This is a genomic window from Myroides albus (assembly GCF_024722315.1).
In the GTDB taxonomy this organism is placed as follows: domain Bacteria; phylum Bacteroidota; class Bacteroidia; order Flavobacteriales; family Flavobacteriaceae; genus Flavobacterium; species Flavobacterium album_A.
In genome coordinates this window covers 1,274,328-1,297,080 of the sequence record NZ_CP102754.1, presented here as the reverse complement: position 1 = coordinate 1,297,080, position 22,753 = coordinate 1,274,328, and the positions used below count along the sequence as shown (strand labels likewise).

Here is a 22,753-nt window from a genome sequence, read left to right as displayed (position 1 = left end):
GATTCCGTATATTTTCGCTGTTGATTACAAAACAACAATAACAACGATGAGAACTAAAATAGATTTATCTCAATGGAATAGAAAAGAGCAGTATGCGTTCTTTTCACAATTTACAGAACCTTTCTTTGGATTAACCGTACAAGTGGATTGTACCACTGCTTACCAAAAAGCAAAAGAGAAAGGGCATTCTTTTTTCTTAACTTATTTATACGACGCACTAAAGGCTGCTAATGAAGTAGAGGCATTTCGATATAGAATAGTAGATAACGAGGTATATTTGTATGATGAGGTACACGCTTCGCCTACTATCAATAGACCGAATGGTACGTTTGGGTTTGCGTATATGGATTACTATAGTGATAAAGAAGTTTTTTTGATTAAGGCAAAAGAAGAGATTGATCGAGTACAGCAATCAACAGACTTCTTCCCAGCATCAAAAGGGGAGAATGTATTGCATATATCTACTGTGCCTTGGCTTGATTTTACTTCTATGTCGCACGCACGTCACTATGATTTTCCTGATAGCTGCCCTAAGATTTCGTTTGGTAAAGTGATGGAAGAGAATGGTCGTAAGCGTATGGCGGTATCTATACATGGACATCATGCACTGATGGATGGAGTACATGTAGGGGAGTTCGTAGATCGTTTTCAACAACTTTTAAACGAGAAGTAAGATGAGTAAAGTAATCATCCCTGAGGGCATAAAGAAGATAGCTACACTATGTGTGCTTAGAAATGGTAGTAACTTAATGCTGCTAAAGCGTTTAAAAGAACCGAATAAGGATATGTACACTCCTGTAGGAGGTAAGATAGAACCTTTCGAAACTCCTGAGGAGGGTGTGATCCGTGAGACGTTTGAAGAGACGGGTATAAAAGTAGAGAAGGTGAAGTTCTGCGGAATACTGACAGAGACTTCTCCTGTGAAGTATAATTGGCTAAACTATGTGTATGCAGCTGATATCGATGCTGTAACTCCTCCTGAGTGTAACGAGGGAACTTTAGAGTGGATAGCGTATGAGGACTTGCTAAATGTACCTACTCCGAAGACAGATTGGTTTATTTATAAATACATCTTAGAGAATAAGCCTTTTGTGTTTCACGCATTATACGATGGAGAGTTGAATTTGTTAGAGATGAAGGAGGAGATAACAGGTTTACAGTTGTCAGTTAACGGTTAACAGTTTTTGCCTATGGCATTAAGTATAGGTTTACTGTAGAAACGCAATATTTTGCGTGTCACATAAAGCAGGTAGATACATAATTAAAGAAATATAAAAGAGGGTGTCCCAAAAGGTCACCCTCTTTTGTATTATATAAAACGTTACTTTTCTCTTAGATTAAAAGTTCTTGCAATTAAAACGAGTTTTAGACTTATAATTTGTCATTTTTCGTTTATCAGTCTCTTTTTTAGGATGAAAATTGTTGTTTAAAGTCGATTTTTCTCTATTCTTAGTAAGTTTTCTTAAATTATGTGCAAGAGCCATCAGTCCAAATTCAATTTCGACCATTTCTAATCCTCTTAGAGTAAACCTAGTAAATTTGTTGTTGCTTTTTAGTTGTCCAAAAACAGCTTCTACTTCTACAGGTCTTTTACTTCTATGATATTTACCGCGTTCAGAGTTGAGTAATTCTCTAATATGTTGTTTTATTTGAACCAATCTATGATTCATAGAGACTGTTCTGTTTTCTGCTGCTTTATTACATAGCTCTTTTAACGAGCATTTCAAGCAGTTAGAAGCTTGATACAGATGTATTTTTGACGCAAAACCAGTGGTGGTGTATTTAGTACTACTTCCAATATTAGGTAGCTTTTCTCCATTTGGACATAAGATGTAATCAAACAATTTATTGTAGTAAAGATTGTGTTGTAGAAAAGGGTTGTTCTTCCAAGCTCTTTTCTGTTCCATATGAAAATAATTAAATTTCACATAGGGCGTTATTTCTCTTTCAAGTAAATACAGATAATTCTCTTCGCTACCATACCCAGCATCTGCTACAACTTCTTTACTTTGTTGTGCATAGGTTTGTTCAAAAGTCTCTAGATGATTGATTAAGGTAGTGGTGTCAGTTGATTTTTGTGCAATAGTATAATGTGTAATAAATTGATTTTCAGTACTTATTTGAGTATTGTAGGCAGGTTTAAGTTGCCCGTTTTTCATGTGATCTTCTTTCATTCGCATAAAAGTAGCATCTGGATCTGTTTTACTATAACTATTTCGAGTACCTAAAGTTTCTAGTTGTTGTTCGTATTTTTGCAAGCGAGGTAAATGCTCGTCTTCTAACTGTTTGAGCTGTTTAGCTGTAGGTTTGGGTAGGTCTGCCCTATGTTTATTTAACTGAGTCACTTTTTCTTTAAGCTCTAAACTATCAATATTTTTGGAACAGTGTTCTTTTGCGAGTTCACTTTGATCCTGTTTGATTTGACCCTCTATTTCTGTGAGAACATCTTGAATTTTTGTTTCTAATTTAGCCTTGTTTTTCTCCACTGAACCACGCCATACAAAGGTGTATCGGTTAGAGCTAGATTCAATTTTTGTTCCATCAATATATTGAACTTGTAAACTAACATATTGTAATTCTTGTAACAGACGAACCACATCTGCAAAAAGCTGATGGATTTGACCTTTCAATCGCTTAGCGCGAAAATAATTAATCGTGCGATGATCAGGCAAGCTATTACCAGATAACCACATAAAATAAATGTTCTCCGTCAAAGCCCGTTCAATCTTACGCGATGAATAAATATTATTGAAATAGGCGTAGAATAAGACTTTTATCATCATACGGGGATGATAACTGGTGGTCCCTCCTCCTTTGTATTGACTTAAAATAGAACTAATATCTAACTCATCAACAACAGCATTGATAAGACGAACAGGATGGTCTAGAGGAATTTTAGAAAAAATATCTTCAGGAAATAGACTCGGCGATTTTAAACTTTCAGATTTGAACATTATATTTGTCTTTCTTATTGTTTGGTTGCACCTTGAAGATAATTATTTTTGAGGACAAACAATGAAAAAACCCCGCCTTTTTTAGACGGGGTTTTGTTTTTTAGGCTTTTTAGACAGCCTCTTTGCTTTATTAATATTTAGGTTTTGGTTTCCAGTAGATCTTTTGGATGTCGAATTGCTTTGTGTCTGGGTTGAATCGGTATTGTATAGTGTTGCCTTTAAGGCAGTATTGATATTCATCTTTAGTATGATACCAAGAACTCTCAAACTCGATAATCTGTTTATCATCTAAGTTAACATCATAAATAGATAGTTCTGCACCTTGAATTTTATCTAAACAGTCTGAATTGATATTAGGAAGAGTTACAAGATTTTCGAAATTCCCGAAGACTTCTTCTTGTGTGTAAGAATTAACTATCTCATTTTCTTTTACTTCTAATATATGTATGCTATTACTATCTCCAACTACATCATCTGTCACAATGTATATAGATTGATCAGTTGCTCTATAGATTGTTATAGTCCAATATCCATCTATGATAGAGAAACCTGCTGTGTGTGGCTCGAAGTAACTTTGATTAAAGTACAAAGGATCATCATCTATATAGTAGTTATTTTTCTTGATTTCATTATACCATGATTGACGTTCTGCTATATCCCATCCCCAGGTAGTAAAAACGGTATCAGGTAATAACAGTATCATATCTAAGATGTCTTTATGTTTATCAAAGTCTATATCTATTTGTTTAGGATAATCAGGGTGTTGATTATCAGTTGTCTGGTCAATTTCTTCTATAGCAGGTATTTCTTGAACAACTTCTTCTGTGGTTGAATTTTGAAACTCTTGAAAAGGTTGTTGTTTCTTGCCACAGGAGAATATCAATAAAGTTAGTGTTATTAGATATAAATATTTCATATTGAATAGTATAGAAAGTAATGTAATTTACAATAAATTATGGAGTTGTTGTGTTATTTTAATTGTAGCTTAGTTAATTAGGAAAAACATTAGATAATGATATTGTTTAAAAGCTATAGTAGAAGATAATAATTATAAACACTAATTATCAGCATATTATATTTGATTGCTTTAAATTTGATATATTTGTAATCAGAAAAAGATAATTGAATAGGATGATAATCTGGACAGTAGAAATACAGGATTTGACTCTGGACAATTCAATATAAAAAGCCCTACTGTCATAGTAGGGCTTTTGCTTTATATTAATTTATTTTATTCTGTTTTCTGCGTTTTCTGATACGTCTAATGATCAAGATTAATCCAATTGAGATTAGGATAAATGGCCAGATATAGAATAACCCTATCACAAATGATAATAGATTACTCCATCCAGAACCAAAGGCAGATGATATTTCGTACCCAAAGCCAGTTGTTGATTCTCCTTTTTCATAGAAAGTTACCGTAAGGGTACTTAGCGATATTCTACTCTTTAGATACTTTAATCGGCCTTCAAAAGATTCTATATTCGCACGTAGAGCCCCCAGTTCTCTTTCTATTCTTAGAATATCATCTATTGAATTGGCGCGTTTAAGTAATTCTTTATAGCGCACTTCTATTTCTTTCTTCGTCTTGATTCTCGCTTCTACATCGATGAACTCTTCGGTTACATCTAAGGCATTGATGTTTTTGCTGTCTACTTTAGTGGCAGTCTGTGTAACTCCTTCTAACAAGGTTTCGAAGTTCTTCGCAGGTACTCGAATCACAATGGTATGTTCAGTGCGATTGCTGTAGACATTTGATGTGTCTTGTGATAGATATCCGTTGAGTTTTTTGCTACTTGCTACGATATTAGCTCGAGTTTCTTGTGCATTCGAAGTTTCAAAGCGTATTTTCCCTTCTTTGACTATCATGCGTTCAGGTACAGTGATATCTTGAGTAGCATCTGTGGATTGTGGTGCTTCAGTAGTGGTTTCGGCAGCAATATCAGCCAACGATGCTACTGTTTCTTCTCTTAGCTCTCCTGTTTTAGAACACGATATAAGAGCTGTGAATAACAAAAGCGTTAATACTTTAAGTGTCTTTTTCATAGTTATTGTTTTACATTAACAAATGTAATAGATAGTTTGTTGTAAAACTTAAGAAAAGTTAAAATTTTGTTTTAAATCACTGATTATGGGGAAAGTGGAAGTGTCGTTGTATAAACATATTTTCTCAAAGTCTGGAGACTTTAAGGAGCAGTCATGGTCATGATTCGTATAAAAAACAAAAACCTCTTGCCTATAAACAAGAGGTTTTTTACAACAAAAAAATTATAATAAAGAATTATGGATTCTGTTAGTCGGTTCCCAGTTCCCTGTTTCCTAAATAGCCACTGGACACTTTCTTAACACTCGGTCCTCCCAGTTCCCAGTTTCCCGTTCCCCGTTCCCCGTTCTCTAAACCGTTGCAAGCTTAATGATCTTCTTGATATTATCAGATTTACCCATAGAGTAGTAGTGTACGATAGGGATACCTGCGTCTATCAATTCTCTTGACTGCTGTGCACACCATTCAATACCGATCTCGCGGATGGCAGCATTGTCTTTTGCTTTGAGTACTTCAGCAACCAAATCATCTGGTAAGTCAACTTTAAAACGTTGAGGTAGCAGATTCAATTGGCTTAGGGTAGCTAATGGTTTTAGCCCTGGGATAATCGGCACATCAATACCGATAGCTCTACATTTCTCTACAAAGGCAAAGAACTTACTGTTGTCAAAAAACATCTGTGTAACGATATATTCTGCTCCGTTGTCTATTTTCTGCTTTAGGTATTTAAGGTCTGTATCAAAGTTAGGTGCTTCCATGTGTTTCTCAGGATAACCAGCCACTCCAATGCAGAAGTCAGTCTTACTGGTATTCTCAAGCTCTGGGTCTAAATAGATACCTTGGTTAAGTTCACTGATTTGAGTTACCAATTCAGAGGCATATTTGTTTCCTTTCGGTTCGGGTTTAAAGTAAGTCTCGTTCTTCACAGCATCCCCTCTAAGGGCTACAACATTATCTATCCCTAAGAAATCAAGGTCTATGAGGAAGTTTTCGGTGTCTTCTTTGGTGAAGCCTCCACACAAGATGTGTGGTATAGCATCCAACTTGAATCTATGTTGGATAGCTGAACAAATGCCGACAGTTCCTGGTCTTTTTCTGACAACTCTTTTTTCCCACAGTCCGTTGCCTGCTTCTTTGTACTCATATTCTTCTCGATGATACGTTACGTCTATGAAAGGAGGGTCAAACTCCATTAGCGGTTCGATAGAGTCAAATATTCCTTGAATATTTTGTCCTTTTAAGGGAGGTAGTATCTCAAAAGAGAATTGTGTTTTCCCGTTTGCCTTTTGGATGTGTTCTGTTACTTTCATGATTCGTTCGTCGTTAATTTATTATTTTGTGCTAAGTTGGGTGACAGCCAACGTTCAGCTTCTTCTATTGTTATGTTTCTTCTCTTAGCATAGTCTGCTAATTGATCTTGTTCTATTTTACCTAATCCAAAGTATCTACTCTGTGGGTGGGCAAAATAATAACCCGATACTGCGGCGGCAGGGAACATGGCATAGCTCTCTGTCAGACTTACGCCTATGCGCTCTTCGACTTGTAGGAGTTTCCATATCGTTCCTTTTTCTAAGTGATCAGGACAAGCTGGATAACCTGGTGCTGGTCGAATTCCTTGATATGCTTCTTTTATTAGTTCTTCATTGCTAAGGCGTTCTGCAGAAGCATATCCCCAAATTTCTTTACGCACTGCGTGGTGAAGGTATTCTGCAAAGGCTTCTACTAAACGGTCTGCTAATGCTTTGACCATAATAGCGTTATAGTCATCAAGGTCATCTTCATATTGTTTGGCTATTTCATCTACTCCAAAACCTGTTGAGACTGCGAATAAACCAATGTAGTCCTCTAATCCACTTTCTTTTGGAGCAACGAAGTCGGCTAAGGCAATATTCGGAGCCTTGATGTTCTTCAGCGATTGTTGACGTAGCGTTAATAACTTGTCTAATGTTTCTCCTTGTTCATTGTACACTTCGATGTCGTCATCATTAACTTGATTTGCAGGAAAAATGCCCAATACACCTCGTGCTTCGAACCAACGTTCAGTGATGATTTTGTCTAACATTACTAAAGCATCGTCATATACTTGTGTTGCTGTCTGTCCTACTATCTCATCTGTCAAGATCTCAGGAAACTTGCCGAACAACTGCCAAGAACGAAAGAACGGTGCCCAATCTATAAATGGCAATAACTCGTCCAGCTCTACTGTTACAGTCTTCGTACCGATGAAGTTGGGTTTGACAATGTCTTTAGCATCCCATTCTATCTTGACTTTGTTTGCTCTTGCTTGTTCGATTGTGATATAGCTTTTGTCTCTTGCTCTACCTAAGTAATCGCGTCTAAGCTGATCGTATTCTGCTTTGATGTTTTCTTTAAAGCTTGCTTCAACTTCTTTTTGTAACAACTGATTGGCTATGGTCACTGAACGTGAGGCATCGTGTACATGTACAACGCAATTCTTGTATTCTGGTGCAATCTTCACAGCTGTATGAACACGAGAAGTAGTTGCTCCACCAATCATGATTGGAATATTGCTATTGGCCTTGTCAAGCTCTTTAGCCAAGTGTACCATCTCATCTAAGGATGGAGTGATTAATCCACTTAGTCCGATAATATCCACTTGCTCTTTTATCGCTGTTTCAATAATCTTCTCAGGAGGGACCATTACCCCAAGGTCAATGATCTCATAGTTATTGCAAGCCAATACCACTGCTACGATATTCTTACCGATGTCATGTACATCTCCTCTCACAGTAGCCATAAGTATCTTACCTGCATTACCTACAGAGGCTTCTGCGTTCTGTTTTTTACTTTCTTCTATAAAAGGAAGTAGATAGGCGACCGCTTTCTTCATCACACGTGCAGACTTTACTACCTGTGGTAAGAACATTTTGCCTGCTCCGAAAAGGTCTCCGACTACATTCATTCCATTCATTAGATATTGTTCAATCACTTGAATCGGTTGAGGTACACTAAGGCGAGCTTCTTCTGTATCTTGTTCTATATATGTTTCGATTCCTTTGACTAAGGCATGTGTTAGTCGGTCTTGGATACTACCTGAACGCCATTCTTCTACTTTAACTTCGGTTGATTGAATAGCACTTTCATTTTTAATACTTTCGGCAAAGTCGAGTAGGCGTTCAGTCGCATCAGCTCGTCTATTTAGCAACACGTCTTCTACGTGTTCCATTAAATCCTTGTCTACCTCATCGTAAACTTCTAACATCTCAGGATTCACTATACCCATGTTCATACCGTGCTGTATCGCATGGTATAAGAAGGCAGCATGCATTGCTTCTCTTACCTTGTTGTTTCCTCTGAAAGAGAAAGAAACATTACTTACACCACCACTTACGTTGGCATAAGGAAGGTTCTCTCTGATCCATTTGGTAGCATTAAAGAAGTCCAAAGCATTGTTGTTGTGCTCTTCCATTCCTGTCGCTACAGGAAATATGTTAGGGTCAAAGATGATGTCCTGAGGTGCGAAGTTCACTTGGTTGACTAATATATCATAAGAACGTTGGCAGATCTCTATACGTCTTTCTAAGGAGTCTGCCTGTCCTTTTTCGTCGAATGCCATTACTACAGAGGCAGCTCCGTAGCGTTTAATTAATTTAGCGTGTTCGATAAATAACTCTTCTCCCTCTTTTAGACTGATCGAGTTCACAATCGCTTTACCTTGTACTACGCGTAGTCCTGCTTCGATAATCTCCCATTTAGAACTATCAATCATGATAGGAACTTTCGCAATATCTGGTTCAGAAGCGATGAGGTTAAGGAAGTTAGTCATGCAATGCACACCGTCTAACAATCCTTCATCCATATTGATGTCAATAATCTGAGCACCTCCCTCTACTTGTTCTCTTGCTACAGCTAAGGCTTCGTCAAATTTCTCTTCTTTGATCAAGCGAAGAAACTTACGTGATCCTGTAACATTGGTGCGTTCTCCTACGTTGATGAAGTTCGCTTCTGCAGTCACATATAAAGGTTCTAATCCCGATAGGGCAAGTACTGGTTTTAGGTTGTTTTCTTTTGGTTTTCTGTCCTTACTGTGTTCTGCTACCGCCTGAGCAATTAGCTTAATATGTTCTGGAGTTGTACCACAGCACCCTCCGATGATTTGCACTAAGTTTTGACTTAAGAAACTGTCGATTAGTTCCTTCATCTCTGTTGGTGTTTGATCATATTCTCCAAAGGCATTTGGCAAACCAGCATTCGGGTGAGCTGAGATATTCACAGCAGCATGTTGACTTAATTGCTTTACATACGGTTCTAATTGCTCCGCTCCTAAAGCACAGTTAAACCCTATACTCAACAAAGGAATATGTGCTATAGAAATTAGAAAAGCTTCAACAGTCTGTCCTGATAAAGTACGTCCTGAAGCATCAGTTATCGTACCCGAAATCATGATTGGAATATCAATACCTCGTTCTGCCTGTATCTCGTCTATAGCAAATAAAGCTGCTTTAGCATTTAGCGTGTCAAATATGGTTTCTACTAATAGTAAGTCACATCCTCCATCTAATAGGGCTTCAGCCTGTTGCTTATAAGCTACTCTCAGCTCTTCAAAAGTAATGGCACGATATCCTGGGTTATTAACATCAGGAGATAAACTCGCTGTTTTATTCGTCGGTCCGATAGCACCTGCTACATAGCGAGGTCTGTCAGGATCTAAAGCTTCTACTTCGTCTGCTACTTCTCGGGCTATCTTAGCCGATTGGTAGTTTAGTTCGTATACTATATCTTCCAGGTGGTAATCTGCCATCGCAATAGTAGTCCCTGAAAAAGTGTTTGTAGATAAGATATCAGCTCCTGCCAAAAGATATTGTCTGTGTACTTCTTTAACAGCTTCAGGTTGAGTAATAGACAACAAGTCATTATTTCCCTTCAGGGGGTGAGCAAAATCAGCAAAGCGCTCCCCTCTGAAATCTTCTTCTGAGAATCGGTAAGCCTGAAGCATTGTACCCATTGCTCCATCGAGTACTAAGGTGCGTTCTTTTAATAGGCTTCTGATATCAGTATGTATTCGTGTTGTTGACATAATTTTCTCTTTTAATCAATGTTTTTTTGAAGTGTCTTGAAAGGCATTATTTAATTGCAGTAGATAATGCTTGTTCTAAGTCACGGATAATATCTTTTGTATTCTCTAAGCCAACAGATAGACGTATCAGGTTGTCTGTAATACCTGTGGCTATTTTTTCTTCTGCAGGAACTTTACTATGTGTGGTAGAAGCAGGGTGGGTAACGATCGTTCTACTATCTCCAAGATTAGCAGAGCGGCTACATAATTGTAAAGCATTTAAGAATGCTTTACCAGCATCCAGTCCTCCTTTAATCCCAAAGGCGATGATGTTCCCTCCTTGTTTCATTTGTTTTTTTGCTATTTCATATTGTGGATGACTTGGTAAGAACGGATACTTGATAAACTCCACTGCTGGATGTCTTTCTAAATACTCTGCTATAGTCAAGGCATTCTCACAATGTCTATCTACTCGTACAGCTAATGTTTCTAAACTTTTAGACAAGACCCATGCATTAAATGGTGAAATGCTTGAGCCAATGGTACGAGCGAAGACATATATTTTCTGAATATACTCTTGATAGCCAACAGTCACACCTCCACAAGCTCTTCCTTGTCCGTCTATTAACTTAGTTGCCGAGTGTATGACTATATGTGCACCTAATGGAATCGGGTTCTGCAAGTAAGGAGTGGCAAAAGTGTTGTCTACAATAAAGATCAAGTTGTGTTTCTTTGCAATCTCTCCTAAAAAAGCTAAGTCTAATACATCCACTCCTGGGTTAGTAGGGCTTTCTGCAAAGAGAATCTTCGTGTTAGGTCGAATCAATTGCTCTACATCGTAAACTTGGTTTAGGTCGAAGTAACTCGTCTCAACTCCCCATTCTGGAAACATATTACTGAATAAACTTCTCGTAGAACCAAAGATGTTAGAACAAGAAACAATGTGATCACCTGTTTTTAATAATGGGAACAAGCTGCAGTACACAGCCGCCATACCTGTGGCAAAGGCATAACCTGCTTCTGCTTTCTCGAATAGCCTGATCTTTTCTACCAACTCAGTTTGATTAGGGTTAGTAAAACGTGAGTAAGAATATTGTTCAACTTCTTCTGCGAATACGGCACGCATATTTTCAGCATCGTCAAAGACAAAGCTTGAGGTTAGGTATAGTGGTGTAGAGTGCTCATTGTATTGGGAGCGCTCTGTCTGTGTTCTTATGGCTTGTGTCTCAAAACAACAGCCTTCTTCATTGTTAATTGTACTCATCTTTTTTTTTAGTTTACGGTTAACGGTTTACAGTTAACAGTGGTTAGTTTTTGGTATTCACTTGTAAATCAAAAGTAGTTGCTTAATCAAAGCCTCTTTAAATACTTGACTATTATGGTCTCATATGATTATTTTAGTATTAAATGGTAGCATAAAGTGGGACACTATGTTGATTTACAGCTTATGGTTAACGGTTTACAGTTAACAGTGTTTGACACAAGATTCTGTGTCACTTTTACAGTTACGTTGGTTAGTTCGTTAACTGTAAACTGTCCACTGTTAACCAATTTATTTATCAGCTAATCTTAAAATATCTCCAAATACTCCTCTGGCAGTTACAGATGCTCCAGCTCCAGCTCCTTGGATAATGATAGGGTTGTCGCCATAGCTCTCAGTGTATATCTCGAATATACTGTCTGAACCTTTTAATTGTCCTAAAGCAGAACTTGTTGGTACTTCGATTAACTTCGTTTCTAATACTCCTTTGTCTTTTTGTAGATCGCCTGATAGCTCTCCTACATAGCGAAGTACTGTATCTGGTGCTAAGCCTTGTTTTATCTTGTCGAAATAAGGGTTTAACTTCTCTAAACTGTTTAAGAACGTTGGAGTATCCACAGCTTGTAAGTCTGTTGGAATTAAGTTCTGAATGTTTATCTCTTCGAACTCGTTTTGTAAGTCTAACTCTCTCGCTAAGATTAACAGCTTACGTCCTACATCATTACCTGATAAGTCTTCACGTGGATCTGGTTCTGTATATCCTTTGTCGATTGCTTCTTTCAGCACTTCACTAAATGGTCTGTCTTGGATAGAGTAGTTGTTGAAGATGTAACTTAAACTTCCTGAGAATACTCCTTTTATCTTCGTGATATTCTCTCCTGATAAGTGAAGTAGCTTGATTGTATCAATCAATGGTAATCCTGCACCTACGTTTGTCTCGTATAGATACTCTTTGTGGTTTGCCTTTAATGTCTGGCGTAACTCTCTGTAGAAACTATACGATATAGTGTTGGCAATCTTGTTTGATGAGATTAAATCAAAGCCATTCTCTACTAATGGGATATAATTTTTGATAAATTCTCCTGATGCTGTATTATCTATTGCGATTAAGTTTTCTAAGTGGTTAGCATTCGCATAGTCGATGACCTCTTGGATATTATAGGCAACACTTTTATCTTTTAAATCTTCTCTCCAGTTGCAGTTAATCCCCCCATCGTTTAGCAATACTTTTTTAGAGTTACCGATGGCGAAGATGTTAAGGGCAATATTCTTTTTGTCTTCGATAGATTGAGCAGAGTGTAAGATTTGATCAATTAAAGTACCTCCAACTAAACCATGACCGAATACAGCGATATTGATTTTCTTAGCGATACCAAATATTTGTCCGTGGATCACATTTAGCGCTTTCTTCGCTTCTTCTTTGCGTACTACTAAACTCACGTTCTTTCCTGTCACTGTATTGTTGAATAGGATAGGAACGATCTTATTCTTTACTAATGCAGCATAAGGCTTGTCAAATGTGCTTAGGTCTTGTCCGATGATTGAGATAACTGCTATATCACGGATAATAGAAATGCTATTCACATCACGTGTATAGAAGTCATTAGAGAATTCGCGGTTTAAGGCATCCTTTGCTTTATCTGCGTCTTTTTCTTCCACGATAAATCCTAAACCACGCTCTGAAGAACCTTGTGAAATTACCCCAACGCTTATTCCTTCGTTAGCCAATGCTGTAAATACACGTGCGTCAACTCCAACGATCCCTAATAGTCCACGTCCTTCGAATTGGATTAAGGCTGTGTTAGACTGTACAGATAAAGACTTGATTCCCTTTACTGTTTGTCTATTAGAGATTAATGTTCCTTTGCTATTAGGGTTCAATGTATTTAAGATACGCAGTGGAATGTTATTCTCTACCAAAGGCAATATTGTTTTGGCGTGTAGAATAGATGCTCCGAAGTTTGCCAACTCATTTGCTTCATCGAAGTGAAGTTCTTCTATCTTCTGTGCATTCTTAACCCAATCAGGGTTAGCAGTATAAATACCATCTACATGAGTATAATTTTGCAATTCATCTGCTTGGATAAAATTAGCCAATAGTGCTGCAGAGTAGTTACTACCATTGCGTCCAAGAGTAGTCGTTTCTCCTTTTTCGGTAGCTCCTATGAATCCTGTAACGATAGCGATAGTGTCTTTGTCTAATTGATCAAAGAAAGCTTTAGTCTTTTCTTTTGATAGCTCATCTATAGCTTGTGCACTACCGAAGTTGTTATCTGTGATAAAGAATTGACGGCTATCTACAGAAGTAGCTCTTATCCCTTTTGCATTTAATTGAGCAGCTAATATCTTACTTGATATTAATTCTCCTTGTGCTAATACTTGGTCTTTAATCTTTAGCCCGTAGTCTTCGATTAGAGATACTCCTTCGTATAATTTGCTCAATACTCCTATTTCTGTATCTATATCTGCTTCTTGGTGGTAAGGTCTGTTCTTAAAAGCTTCAAAGGCAGTTGTATAATCTTGTTTAGTCTTTGCTAAGTCTAATATATGTTCAAGGGTATCTGTAGTGTCTCCTATGGCAGAAACCACAATAGCGATAGGTCCTTCGTTTACTTTTGTTTTGATAATGTTTATAACGTTGTCAAAAGCTTGTCCTGATGCAAGGGATTTCCCTCCAAACTTTAATACTTTCATAATGTGCTGATTTTAATATAATGGTTTTAATAAATTGTTTAATTGTTCGTATTCAATCAAAAAGGCATCGTGGCCGTGTATGGATTGAATCTCTTGGTATGTAATGTGTTTGCAACAGTCTTTTAGTAATTCTACTGTTTGCTCTTGCTCTTCTTTGGTGAACATATAATCTGTATCTACTGCTATACAGTGTATGTGTGCACTGGTTTGTTGAGCAAAAGTTTTTAAACTGTCTTGTGTTTGCTCTTGGCCTATAGTTTTCAGAAGGTGATTCATCAATTTATAGGCTTGGAGTTTAAAGCGACTTTCTAAAGCCTGTCCGTGATATTTAAGCCAGCTCTCTATCGCATATTGGTTTTCGCTTTCTTTATATCCGTTAGCGAACTTCTGCTGGAGCGATGCAGGAGTGCGGTAGAGTAACATAGCATGCATACGGGCGTCTTCTATCGGTTGAGAAGAGTTGTTCAGAATACTGTCTTGTACTAAAGCATTTCCTATTAACCAATCAGATGCTTTACAGCTTGTCGCTATGGGGATTAAGTGGTCTATCGCTTTTGGTCTTAAAAATGCTAATTCCCATGCAATACTTCCTCCTAAACTTCCTCCGATAACAGCGTATAGTCTATTGATCTGTAATCGGTCTAACGCTTTCCAAAATACTTCTGCAATTACTTTAGTCGTTAGTGCTTTATAATCTTGGATGAGGTGAGCCTCCTGTTGGTTAAAACCATTACCAGGTATGTCAAAGGCAAGGACTGTGTATCGGTTGAGGTCGATTACTTTGTCATAACCCACTAAGCTATTCCACCATCCGTCATCGCCTGCTACTTGACTATTTCCTGTCAAAGCGTGGTTGACCAATACAATTGGAGCACTGTGTAAAGGCTGTCCCACCACCTGATAGGTGAAGTGAAAAGTATGTGTACTTCCGTTTGGTAGTGTATGATTAGTGATTGTTATTTCTTGTAAGCGACTCATGGTATTCAGTTGTTATTTATTGTGCTAATGCCTGTTTGATATCTTCTATTAAATCCTCTGTTTCTTCTAATCCTATGGATAATCGTATTAGACTTTCTGTTATCCCTGCTTGTACTTTAGTCTCTTTAGGTACTGAGCCATGAGACATCTCAAAAGGATAGTTGCTCAAGCTCTTTATTCCTCCTAATCCCTCAGTCAGTGTAAAGAGTTTTAGACTTTGTATAATCTTAAGAGCTGCCTCTTTGCTGTTGTTCTTTAGATCAAAGCTGATGACTCCTCCGAAATACTTTTGTTGCTTCTTAGCAAGTTCATGTCCTTCATGACTTTTTAATCCTGGATAGTATATCTTGTTTATCTTCGGATGTGTGCTGAGGTACTCTGCTATCTTTAGGGCATTCTCTGAATATCCTTTGTATCTGAGCAAGAGTGTTTCAATGCCTCTGATGGTTAAAAAGCTATCGAAAGGACTTAGTATAGCTCCTGTAGAGTTTTGGTGAAACTTAATGATCTTGCCTAACTCTTCTGTCTTCGTGATGACCAATCCCGCTACTACATCTGAGTGTCCTGCTATGTACTTAGTCGCACTGTGAACAACTATATCAGCTCCTAAGTCTAAAGGTTTTTGAGCTATTGGGGTAGCGAAAGTGTTATCTACGCATAACCAAACCTTGTGTTTCTTAGCAATGTCTGCTATAGCTTGTATATCTGATATACGCAGTGTAGGGTTAGTAGGACTTTCTATCCATATCAACTTGGTTTTGTCATTGATTGCTTTCTCTACATTAGCTGCTACTGTTGTATCTACATAATGAGTTTTGATCCCAAACTTTGCATATACCTCATTCAACAGTCTGTATGTACCACCGTAGATATTGGCTACTGCTATTACTTCATCTCCTTGACTCAGTGTTTTAAATACAGCATCTATAGCTGCCAGTCCACTCCCAAAGGCAAACCCCTTTGCACCGTTTTCTAAAGAGGCAACTAATTCTTCAAGGGCTTGACGAGTAGGATTGTTGGTACGTGTGTAGTCAAATCCTTTGTTTACTCCTGGTGCTTCTTGAGCGAATGTCGTTGTCTGATAGATCGGTACTGCGATGGCTCCTGTGTGTGGGTCTATCGGAATGTGTTTTAGTATATCTGTTTGGGTACTCATCTTATAATGTTTTAAATACGTTAGCTAAATCAGCTTTTAAATCTTCAATGTTTTCTATTCCTACTGATAGTCTGATTAAGTCAGGTGCTACTCCTGTTGCTTTTTGTTCAGCCACACTTAACTGTTGGTGTGTAGTAGAAGCAGGGTGGATGATTAATGACTTGGTATCTCCGATGTTGGCAAGTAGTGAGAATAGTTTTGTCTCGTTCGCTACTGTCTTCGCTGCTTCAAATCCTTTTTTCAATCCGAATGTTACCACTCCACTTTGTCCTTTAGGTAAGTACTCTTTTGCTAAGTCGTGGTAAGGGCTTGATTTCAGACCTGGATAGTTTACCCATGCTACAGCATCTTGTTTCTCTAACCACTCTGCTAATGCAAGAGCATTCTCACTGTGCTTTTGGATACGGATAGGCAATGTCTCTAATCCTTGGATGATTTGGAAAGCATTGAATGGGCTAAGTGCTGCACCTAAATCTCTTAATCCTTCTACTCTTATCTTAGCGATGAAAGCCGCATTACCTAATGCTTGATGATATATTAGTCCGTGGTATCCTGGTGATGGTTCTGTGAACTCAGGGAATCTACCACTTGACCAATCAAATGTCCCTGCATCGATAATCGCTCCACCTAATGAAGTACCGTTCCCGGTTATATATTTAGTCAGTGAGTGTACTACGATATTAGCTCCATATTCGATCGGGTTAAGTAGAGCAGGAGAGGCAACAGTGTTATCTACGATGAAAGGTATCTTAAACTCTTGTGCGATCTTAGCAACTGCTTTTAGGTTAATGATGTCTAACTTAGGATTACCTAAACTCTCTACGAATATTGCTTTTGTGTTCTCTTGAATATTTGTTCTGAAGTTCTCTACATTAGATGGATCTACGAAAGTGGTGTTGATACCAAATCTTGGAAGAGTAACATTAAATAAGTTATAAGTCCCTCCGTATAAGCTATTAGAGGATACGATGTGGTCTCCTGCTTTTAATAATGTTAAGAACGTTGTAGAGATAGCAGATGCTCCTGATGCTGTTACCACTGCTCCGATACCTCCCTCAAGTGCAGCTAAGCGTTGTTCTAAGATATCGTTAGTAGGGTTGTTTAATCTTGTATAGATGTACGCTGGGATAGACAGGTTAAAAGCTCCTGCTGCATGATCAGCATTTTCGAATACATACGATGATGTCTGATAGATAGGCACAGCTCTTGTTCCTGCTGTAGATTGTACATTGTGTCCTGCGTGTAATGCTTGTGTTGAAAAATTTAGATTGCTCATGGTTATATTTTTTAATGTTTTAGTTACTTGTTTTTTATTTTCTCAGTACTTAACCCTACTGAGTAAAGGGCATAAAAAAAGTCCTTTCGGCATTGCCAAAAGGACTTCAAGTATTTTAATCTCTTTGTTTAGATTATAACTAACTCGTTGACTTTAGGCAATAGGGCGTCGTGAACATCATCATGTTCATCATCATCATTGCCATCATCATTGTGTTAGTATTGAAAATCATGGTATTTATATTTATCTAATTATATACTGTTTGGTTTAGTGTAAAAAAAAAGCCCTCGCTATCGCAAGGGCTTTATATATGTTATTTAGAATTTAAGTTTATGCAAATAACAAGCCCTGCGGATTTCTCCACATCATCATTGTCATCATCATTGTATAAACTGTATTCATTTTTTCTTCTTTGTTTTCGTTGGTACAAATATCATTAAATTATTTCGGAATAAACAAAATAATTTTAACTTTTTTTATAATTTTAGATAAAAATCTTTCACAAGTGCCTCAAATGCTGGGGTGTATTGATGTCTCTCTACTTCGATAGTTAGCTCATCTAAGGGGATTTTCTCTACTAATTGACGTGAAAAAGCTATTAAGCTACGTTTGATTTCAGCTTGTTCGTTCCCTCGAACGCGAGTTACCTTGAATGGATAGATACCAAACTCGGCTGCTAATCGCATCAGTGTCTCTTCTTCTTTGGCTGGAATAATTACACTAAACACCCCTTTCTCAGACAAGAAATATTCTACTGCCTCAATTAATAAATCAAAAGGCATCGCATCCTGAAAACGAGCAGTATCTCTCTGCTTATCATTCGTGTGATAATCTTCACTATAGAAAGGAGGATTAGAGATAATTAGATCATATTCTTCTTCCATCTCATTAGCGAAGGTCTCTAAGTCGGCATGATAGCAGAATAGTCTATCACCCCAAGGGCTGTTCTCAAAGTTCTCTACAGCTTGCTCATGTGCGTTTTCATCTATTTCTACTCCATCTATCTGCTCTGCACCTGTGCGCTGTGCCATCATTAAGGCTAACAGTCCTGTGCCTGATCCTATGTCTAACACCTTATAAGGATTATTGTCTATCGGTGTCCATGCTCCTAATAGTACTCCATCCGTACCTACCTTCATCGCACATTTATCCTGCTGTATCGTAAACTGTTTAAATTGAAACATCTTGCTTAGTCTTTTTGCAAAAGTACAAAAAGGAGGTTTAGTGACCTAATAAGGAAAGTATATCTCTTTAAGTATGGTAGGCTTATCATAAACGTATGAAGTACCACATTTGTTATTGCGTATTTAGTATTTTATGGTTTGTTTTATTGTTAATATTTATGAAATTATTGTAAAATATTTTTAATTTTGTATTAAAATTAATTTAAGTAATTATGAAATTAAGAATTTTATTAGTGTTTATTTTGTCTCTATTCATGTTCTCTTGCTCTAGTAGCGATGATGGAGGTAATAATATTACTGATGGAGGTGAAGTACCAAAGCCAGTTGTGGAAGAAATTACGTTTGATGTGCTTACACATACCATTTTACCTAATGAAGAGTATGATATATTAAAAAATTTACGGGTTAAGAATATTTCTTTTGAAGAAATAAATTTTACTTCTGATAATCCTGAAGTAGCAAGCTTTGTAGATGGTACTAACCTTGTTGGACATAAAACAGGGGAAACTATTATAAGAGCACAATCTAAGAAATCTAAGGTAAATGCTACCATGAAGATTGTTGTAGCTGAACAAAAGATTGTTTTTGCACAAGATGAGATTGTATTAGGGACTCTAGAAGAGTTAGATTTAATGCCAATTGTCTCATTGATTAATGTTGAATGGGATCAGATAGAGTTGAAAGCTGATAATTCTGAAAATGTTAGAATAGAAGGAACAAAGCTTATAGCATTAAAAGAAGGAGAGGTATTGATTAATGCTACAATTAAAAACACGAATAATACTTCTATTTTAAAAGTAAAAGTCATAGAAAGAAAGATTACGTTTAAAGAAGAATCTATTGATATGGCAGTAGATGCTTCTGTTGATTTGAACGACCTTGTTGAACTAAAGAATATCGATGTCGAAACTATTAAGTGGAAGTACAATGATACTTATGTAAGTATTAGCAAAATGAAGATGACTGCTTTAAAAGTAGGTTCACTTATTGTAATTGCTCAAACAGCTGATGGGAAGATAGAGGGTAATTTAAAGGTTAATGTTGTAAAAAATAAACTTGAATTTACAAAAGAAGTAATAGATATAACAGGGGATGAAACTTATGATTTAAATGAAGTGTTGATAACAGAGAATCTCGATGTAAATAAATTAGTTTGGAAAAGTTCACCAACTGGTTTATCTGTTGTAAAAGGTATTGTATCAAAATTAGATAATATTAAAGTAGATACATCCTTTATAGTAACAGTAACAACAAGTGAAGATGCTAAATTAACTGCTTCAATACAAGTGAATGTAAAAATGAGAGAAATATCGAAATTCTCTTTAAAGCAGAATCCTGTACAATTATATAAAAGTGCTATAGAAAGATTTACTTATGATATAGAACCTAAGGATGCGGATCCTTCATCTTTAGAGTTTGTTTCACAGAAAAAATTATCATTTGCTCAGTTTGCTAATTACAAAAAAACAGAGATTAGTATAGAACATATTAGTTATGAGAGTGATATAATTGATGTATATACAAAAATTAGTAATGGTAGTCGAAAAAAAGTGGGTGAGATAAAGGTTGATTCTCCAAGTGATATTTCTTTCAAAGTTGTATCACAGTATGCTGTATTAGGCTTGCCTACAGATGAAGTAGCTAATACATATGAGTTTTCTAATAAAACTATTGTGGCACCATTAGGACCTAAAGGTGATTTTATTTGGACTTCAGATAATCCAAATATTAGAATTACTTCAAATGGTGTTATAACAAGGCCTACTGAAAAAGGTACAGCAGTACTTACAATTAGACACCCTTATTATACTAATTTTGAACAAAAAATAAATGTACAATCGGCACCTTTTGCAGAATTATTTAGAGTAACACAATCAAGTACAAGTAAAGTTAATAATAACAATGGACAGGTGGAGCTCAAATTAGTAATGGAGAATAACTCTCCTGATATATATTTTGTAAATGGATATCAGTTTTATGATTCTAAAGGTGATTTAATAAAGGATATTCATTGGTCAGGTGGAGGAAATGGTAATGCTATTGTAAATGCATACTCTTCTAATGTGAAACATCCATTACTTACGACAGATGAAAAAGATTATATTGTATTATTGTATTATGCAGATGCTGAGAAAACTATACTTAAGTCACTACAAATAGATTTTGATTAAGTTAGAATTTCTTTATAAAAAACCTCAAATCAACTGATTTGAGGTTTTTTTATGGGTTATGACTTTATGTACGCATCCATTAGTTTGTTAGGTATGTTAATTATAGCTCTTTATTTTTGTAGACAGTAATCAACTTAAAACGACTAAACATTGATTGTAGTTTAATAGATGAATACTGAATATTAGAGTTAGATTTAGAGAACATATAATGTTTTTCTTTAGTTGAATTGATGATAAGGCCTCTGAAAAAGATATAATTTGGAGTAAATGCAAAGGGCGAGGGGATTAGGATAATCCCCACACTTTATACCACTTCATTAGTTCTTTAAAACTTCTGATATGAATGAAGGTAGCAGTGCTATTATTAATTAGTTCTACATACTTAGGGCTTTTTTTAGGAGCTTCGAATAAGATATACTTAACCATCTTCATACTGAATTGGCTCTCGGCACCGTCTAAGTTGCCAGGGCGAGTATCTCTATGCGTGATACTGCGTTTTATGTATCTATACAATGCTCCGATAGGAGAGAAGTCTAGCCAGATAATGCACGTAGCCTCTTTAAACCGCTCAGGCATTAAGAAGCTATAGTTGCCTTCTATCACCCAGTCTGTATGATCGCTTAAGAATGTCTGATGATCAGCTGTCATAAGTGCTTTGTCACGAGGTATCCAGTCTGTATTAGGGATATGTGCTATCTGATCTAAATGCAGGATATTTAGATTCAGTTTATTGCCTAAGGCTTGTGCTAGAGTAGACTTGCCAGAGGAGCTAAGCCCAATGATGCAGATGCGATTACCCAAGTGATGTAGTGCTACCATAATCGACAAATATAAAAACAAAAAACCTCGAAACAAGTGCTGTGGGGTATACATTATATTTCTATATCCCCTATTGCTCTAAGAAGTGTTAATATTTTAGTCTTACAGTCTTCTACAAAAGTAGTAGATTCTATAATGTTTGTTTGCCAATTTTCTAGAGTAAGATTTTCGTTATAAGCATAAAAAGGCCACCATTCACTAGTTTTACGGTTTGTTACATTAGACTCTTCTAATTTTTTATGTATTATAGCTCTGTTTTCTATTGACATTAAATGTGTTTTTGGGTTATTAGCAATTCCATAATAATATTTTTTACTTTCAAATGTAAAACCAATCCAAAATTTGCCTTTCCATTCTGTATTTGTAAAATAGAATCGTATATACTCTTCTTTGCTTTCTTCATAAACATACTCCAATCCATTTTCTTTAGCAAATTCTTCCATTAATGGGTTTACGTATTTTTCAGCCAAATAATCAAAAGTTGCGGCATAGTTTTGAGCTATAGCTTGCGCAGCTTTAAGATTCTCTATTTTTGATAATACTGCTACTATTTCTTCTTTATTTTTGGAATCCATATCTTGTCCTGTTAGTTGTTTTAAGTGATTTATGTATTGAATAATAGTCTCTCTTACTATTGGGAAACGAGATGCAATAGTTACACACTGTTCTAACCAATCTATGATTTCTTTACCATGAGCGATAGGAAGATAGGTTACTCCTGCACTACTTTGTTCAGAAGCATCTTCACCATAGAGACTAAGGTAAAGTATTTGGTAATTTTGTTTAGTGTCTTTTGCATAAGTGTCATACCTGATTAATTGTCTATCTTGATCTTCTGCATGTATCTTATTCTCTATTATTATTGCATTATTATTGTTATCTTCAATAAATATATCAATACGTCCTTGGGGTGTAGAGTATTCTCTATGTACTTTAGCTGTCTCAGAATTGAAATTAGGAATACTAAAGTAAGGATCTAATGATTTAATGAAGGTATCTAATAGTTTGTGTTTTAGTCCATGACTTCCTTTTGGATTCAAAAGTTCTGCTATAATTGCAGAGTGCGTATTTTCGTAGTGATTGACACCGCAAATGGCAAACATATTAAACAGCCCACCTGTAGTGGCTAAAGTCTCTGTATTTTTCCTATCAATAATACTTATTTGACTAAGTAGATTCTTTATTTGTACCATTGTATT

Annotated in this window: 16 protein-coding genes; 3 read left to right on the top strand and 13 right to left on the bottom strand. The window is 36.4% G+C overall.

Annotated features, from left to right (window positions below; genetic code table 11):
- Window positions 1-46 precede the first annotated feature (46 nt).
- Together NWE55_RS06045 and NWE55_RS06040 are read left to right on the top strand one after the other, a co-directional pair.
- On the top strand, window positions 47-673 hold the full coding sequence (locus NWE55_RS06045) for a chloramphenicol acetyltransferase (protein ID WP_155090832.1): 627 nt from the start codon (window positions 47-49) through the stop codon (window positions 671-673).
- A 1-nt stretch (window position 674) separates the two neighbouring features.
- The gene (locus NWE55_RS06040; protein WP_155090833.1) at window positions 675-1,178 is read left to right on the top strand and encodes an NUDIX hydrolase; all 504 of its coding nucleotides are present in this window, start codon (window positions 675-677) and stop codon (window positions 1,176-1,178) included.
- 159 nt (window positions 1,179-1,337) lie between these two features.
- Here the strand turns inward: NWE55_RS06040 and NWE55_RS06035 are convergent, their stop codons facing one another.
- From NWE55_RS06035 to NWE55_RS05985, 11 genes are all read right to left on the bottom strand, one after another.
- Entirely contained in the window at window positions 1,338-2,954 is a 1,617-nt protein-coding gene (locus NWE55_RS06035) for an IS1182 family transposase (RefSeq protein WP_258204053.1), read from the bottom strand.
- 130 nt (window positions 2,955-3,084) lie between these two features.
- A complete protein-coding gene (locus NWE55_RS06030) occupies window positions 3,085-3,870 on the bottom strand; it encodes a hypothetical protein (RefSeq protein WP_155090834.1) in 786 nt (261 codons plus the stop codon).
- A 305-nt stretch (window positions 3,871-4,175) separates the two neighbouring features.
- A complete protein-coding gene (locus tag NWE55_RS06025; protein ID WP_155090835.1) occupies window positions 4,176-5,000 on the bottom strand; it encodes a DUF4349 domain-containing protein in 825 nt (274 codons plus the stop codon).
- A gap of 348 nt (window positions 5,001-5,348) precedes the next feature.
- The gene (metF, locus tag NWE55_RS06020; protein ID WP_155090836.1) at window positions 5,349-6,308 is read right to left on the bottom strand and encodes a methylenetetrahydrofolate reductase [NAD(P)H]; all 960 of its coding nucleotides are present in this window, start codon (window positions 6,306-6,308) and stop codon (window positions 5,349-5,351) included.
- Window positions 6,305-10,036 carry a methionine synthase gene (metH, locus tag NWE55_RS06015; protein WP_160339606.1) on the bottom strand — a complete coding sequence of 1,244 codons (3,732 nt, stop codon included), beginning with the start codon at window positions 10,034-10,036 and terminating at the stop codon, window positions 6,305-6,307. The genes metF and metH overlap by 4 nt, the downstream gene beginning before the upstream one ends.
- A 46-nt stretch (window positions 10,037-10,082) precedes the next feature.
- A complete protein-coding gene (locus NWE55_RS06010; RefSeq protein WP_155090838.1) occupies window positions 10,083-11,279 on the bottom strand; it encodes a trans-sulfuration enzyme family protein in 1,197 nt (398 codons plus the stop codon).
- 288 nt (window positions 11,280-11,567) lie between these two features.
- A complete protein-coding gene (gene thrA / locus NWE55_RS06005) occupies window positions 11,568-13,970 on the bottom strand; it encodes a bifunctional aspartate kinase/homoserine dehydrogenase I (RefSeq protein WP_160339605.1) in 2,403 nt (800 codons plus the stop codon).
- A 12-nt stretch (window positions 13,971-13,982) separates the two neighbouring features.
- Window positions 13,983-14,948: an alpha/beta fold hydrolase gene (locus tag NWE55_RS06000; RefSeq protein ID WP_160339604.1), complete on the bottom strand. Its 966-nt coding sequence runs from the start codon at window positions 14,946-14,948 to the stop codon at window positions 13,983-13,985.
- Window positions 14,949-14,964: 16 nt separating this feature from the next.
- Entirely contained in the window at window positions 14,965-16,104 is a 1,140-nt protein-coding gene (locus tag NWE55_RS05995) for a trans-sulfuration enzyme family protein (protein ID WP_155090839.1), read from the bottom strand.
- A gap of 1 nt (window position 16,105) precedes the next feature.
- Entirely contained in the window at window positions 16,106-17,380 is a 1,275-nt protein-coding gene (locus NWE55_RS05990; protein WP_155090840.1) for an O-acetylhomoserine aminocarboxypropyltransferase/cysteine synthase family protein, read from the bottom strand.
- A gap of 476 nt (window positions 17,381-17,856) precedes the next feature.
- Window positions 17,857-18,564, bottom strand: coding sequence for a tRNA1(Val) (adenine(37)-N6)-methyltransferase (locus NWE55_RS05985; protein WP_155090841.1), 708 nt, complete (start codon window positions 18,562-18,564; stop codon window positions 17,857-17,859).
- A gap of 212 nt (window positions 18,565-18,776) precedes the next feature.
- Here NWE55_RS05985 and NWE55_RS05980 point away from each other — a divergent pair, with 212 nt between their 5' ends.
- On the top strand, window positions 18,777-20,735 hold the full coding sequence (locus NWE55_RS05980; protein ID WP_160339603.1) for a hypothetical protein: 1,959 nt from the start codon (window positions 18,777-18,779) through the stop codon (window positions 20,733-20,735).
- A gap of 285 nt (window positions 20,736-21,020) precedes the next feature.
- Here NWE55_RS05980 and NWE55_RS05975 read toward each other — a convergent pair whose 3' ends face one another.
- Together NWE55_RS05975 and NWE55_RS05970 are read right to left on the bottom strand one after the other, a co-directional pair.
- Window positions 21,021-21,554, bottom strand: a complete 534-nt coding sequence (locus tag NWE55_RS05975; RefSeq protein ID WP_166520738.1) for a P-loop NTPase family protein — start codon at window positions 21,552-21,554, stop codon at window positions 21,021-21,023.
- A gap of 53 nt (window positions 21,555-21,607) precedes the next feature.
- The gene (locus NWE55_RS05970) at window positions 21,608-22,747 is read right to left on the bottom strand and encodes a PDDEXK-like family protein (protein WP_155092068.1); all 1,140 of its coding nucleotides are present in this window, start codon (window positions 22,745-22,747) and stop codon (window positions 21,608-21,610) included.
- Window positions 22,748-22,753 lie beyond the last annotated feature (6 nt).

What these genes read in the sequence shown, in the direction of transcription:
- NWE55_RS06045 (WP_155090832.1), top strand. Translation starts at nt 47, where the DNA reads ATGAGAACTAAAATAGATTTATCTCAATGGAATAGAAAAGAGCAGTAT.
- NWE55_RS06040 (WP_155090833.1), top strand. Translation starts at nt 675, where the DNA reads ATGAGTAAAGTAATCATCCCTGAGGGCATAAAGAAGATAGCTACACTA.
- NWE55_RS06035 (WP_258204053.1), bottom strand. Translation starts at nt 2,954, where the DNA reads ATGTTCAAATCTGAAAGTTTAAAATCGCCGAGTCTATTTCCTGAAGAT.
- NWE55_RS06030 (WP_155090834.1), bottom strand. Translation starts at nt 3,870, where the DNA reads ATGAAATATTTATATCTAATAACACTAACTTTATTGATATTCTCCTGT.
- NWE55_RS06025 (WP_155090835.1), bottom strand. Translation starts at nt 5,000, where the DNA reads ATGAAAAAGACACTTAAAGTATTAACGCTTTTGTTATTCACAGCTCTT.
- metF (WP_155090836.1), bottom strand. Translation starts at nt 6,308, where the DNA reads ATGAAAGTAACAGAACACATCCAAAAGGCAAACGGGAAAACACAATTC.
- metH (WP_160339606.1), bottom strand. Translation starts at nt 10,036, where the DNA reads ATGTCAACAACACGAATACATACTGATATCAGAAGCCTATTAAAAGAA.
- NWE55_RS06010 (WP_155090838.1), bottom strand. Translation starts at nt 11,279, where the DNA reads ATGAGTACAATTAACAATGAAGAAGGCTGTTGTTTTGAGACACAAGCC.
- thrA (WP_160339605.1), bottom strand. Translation starts at nt 13,970, where the DNA reads ATGAAAGTATTAAAGTTTGGAGGGAAATCCCTTGCATCAGGACAAGCT.
- NWE55_RS06000 (WP_160339604.1), bottom strand. Translation starts at nt 14,948, where the DNA reads ATGAGTCGCTTACAAGAAATAACAATCACTAATCATACACTACCAAAC.
- NWE55_RS05995 (WP_155090839.1), bottom strand. Translation starts at nt 16,104, where the DNA reads ATGAGTACCCAAACAGATATACTAAAACACATTCCGATAGACCCACAC.
- NWE55_RS05990 (WP_155090840.1), bottom strand. Translation starts at nt 17,380, where the DNA reads ATGAGCAATCTAAATTTTTCAACACAAGCATTACACGCAGGACACAAT.
- NWE55_RS05985 (WP_155090841.1), bottom strand. Translation starts at nt 18,564, where the DNA reads ATGTTTCAATTTAAACAGTTTACGATACAGCAGGATAAATGTGCGATG.
- NWE55_RS05980 (WP_160339603.1), top strand. Translation starts at nt 18,777, where the DNA reads ATGAAATTAAGAATTTTATTAGTGTTTATTTTGTCTCTATTCATGTTC.
- NWE55_RS05975 (WP_166520738.1), bottom strand. Translation starts at nt 21,554, where the DNA reads ATGGTAGCACTACATCACTTGGGTAATCGCATCTGCATCATTGGGCTT.
- NWE55_RS05970 (WP_155092068.1), bottom strand. Translation starts at nt 22,747, where the DNA reads ATGGTACAAATAAAGAATCTACTTAGTCAAATAAGTATTATTGATAGG.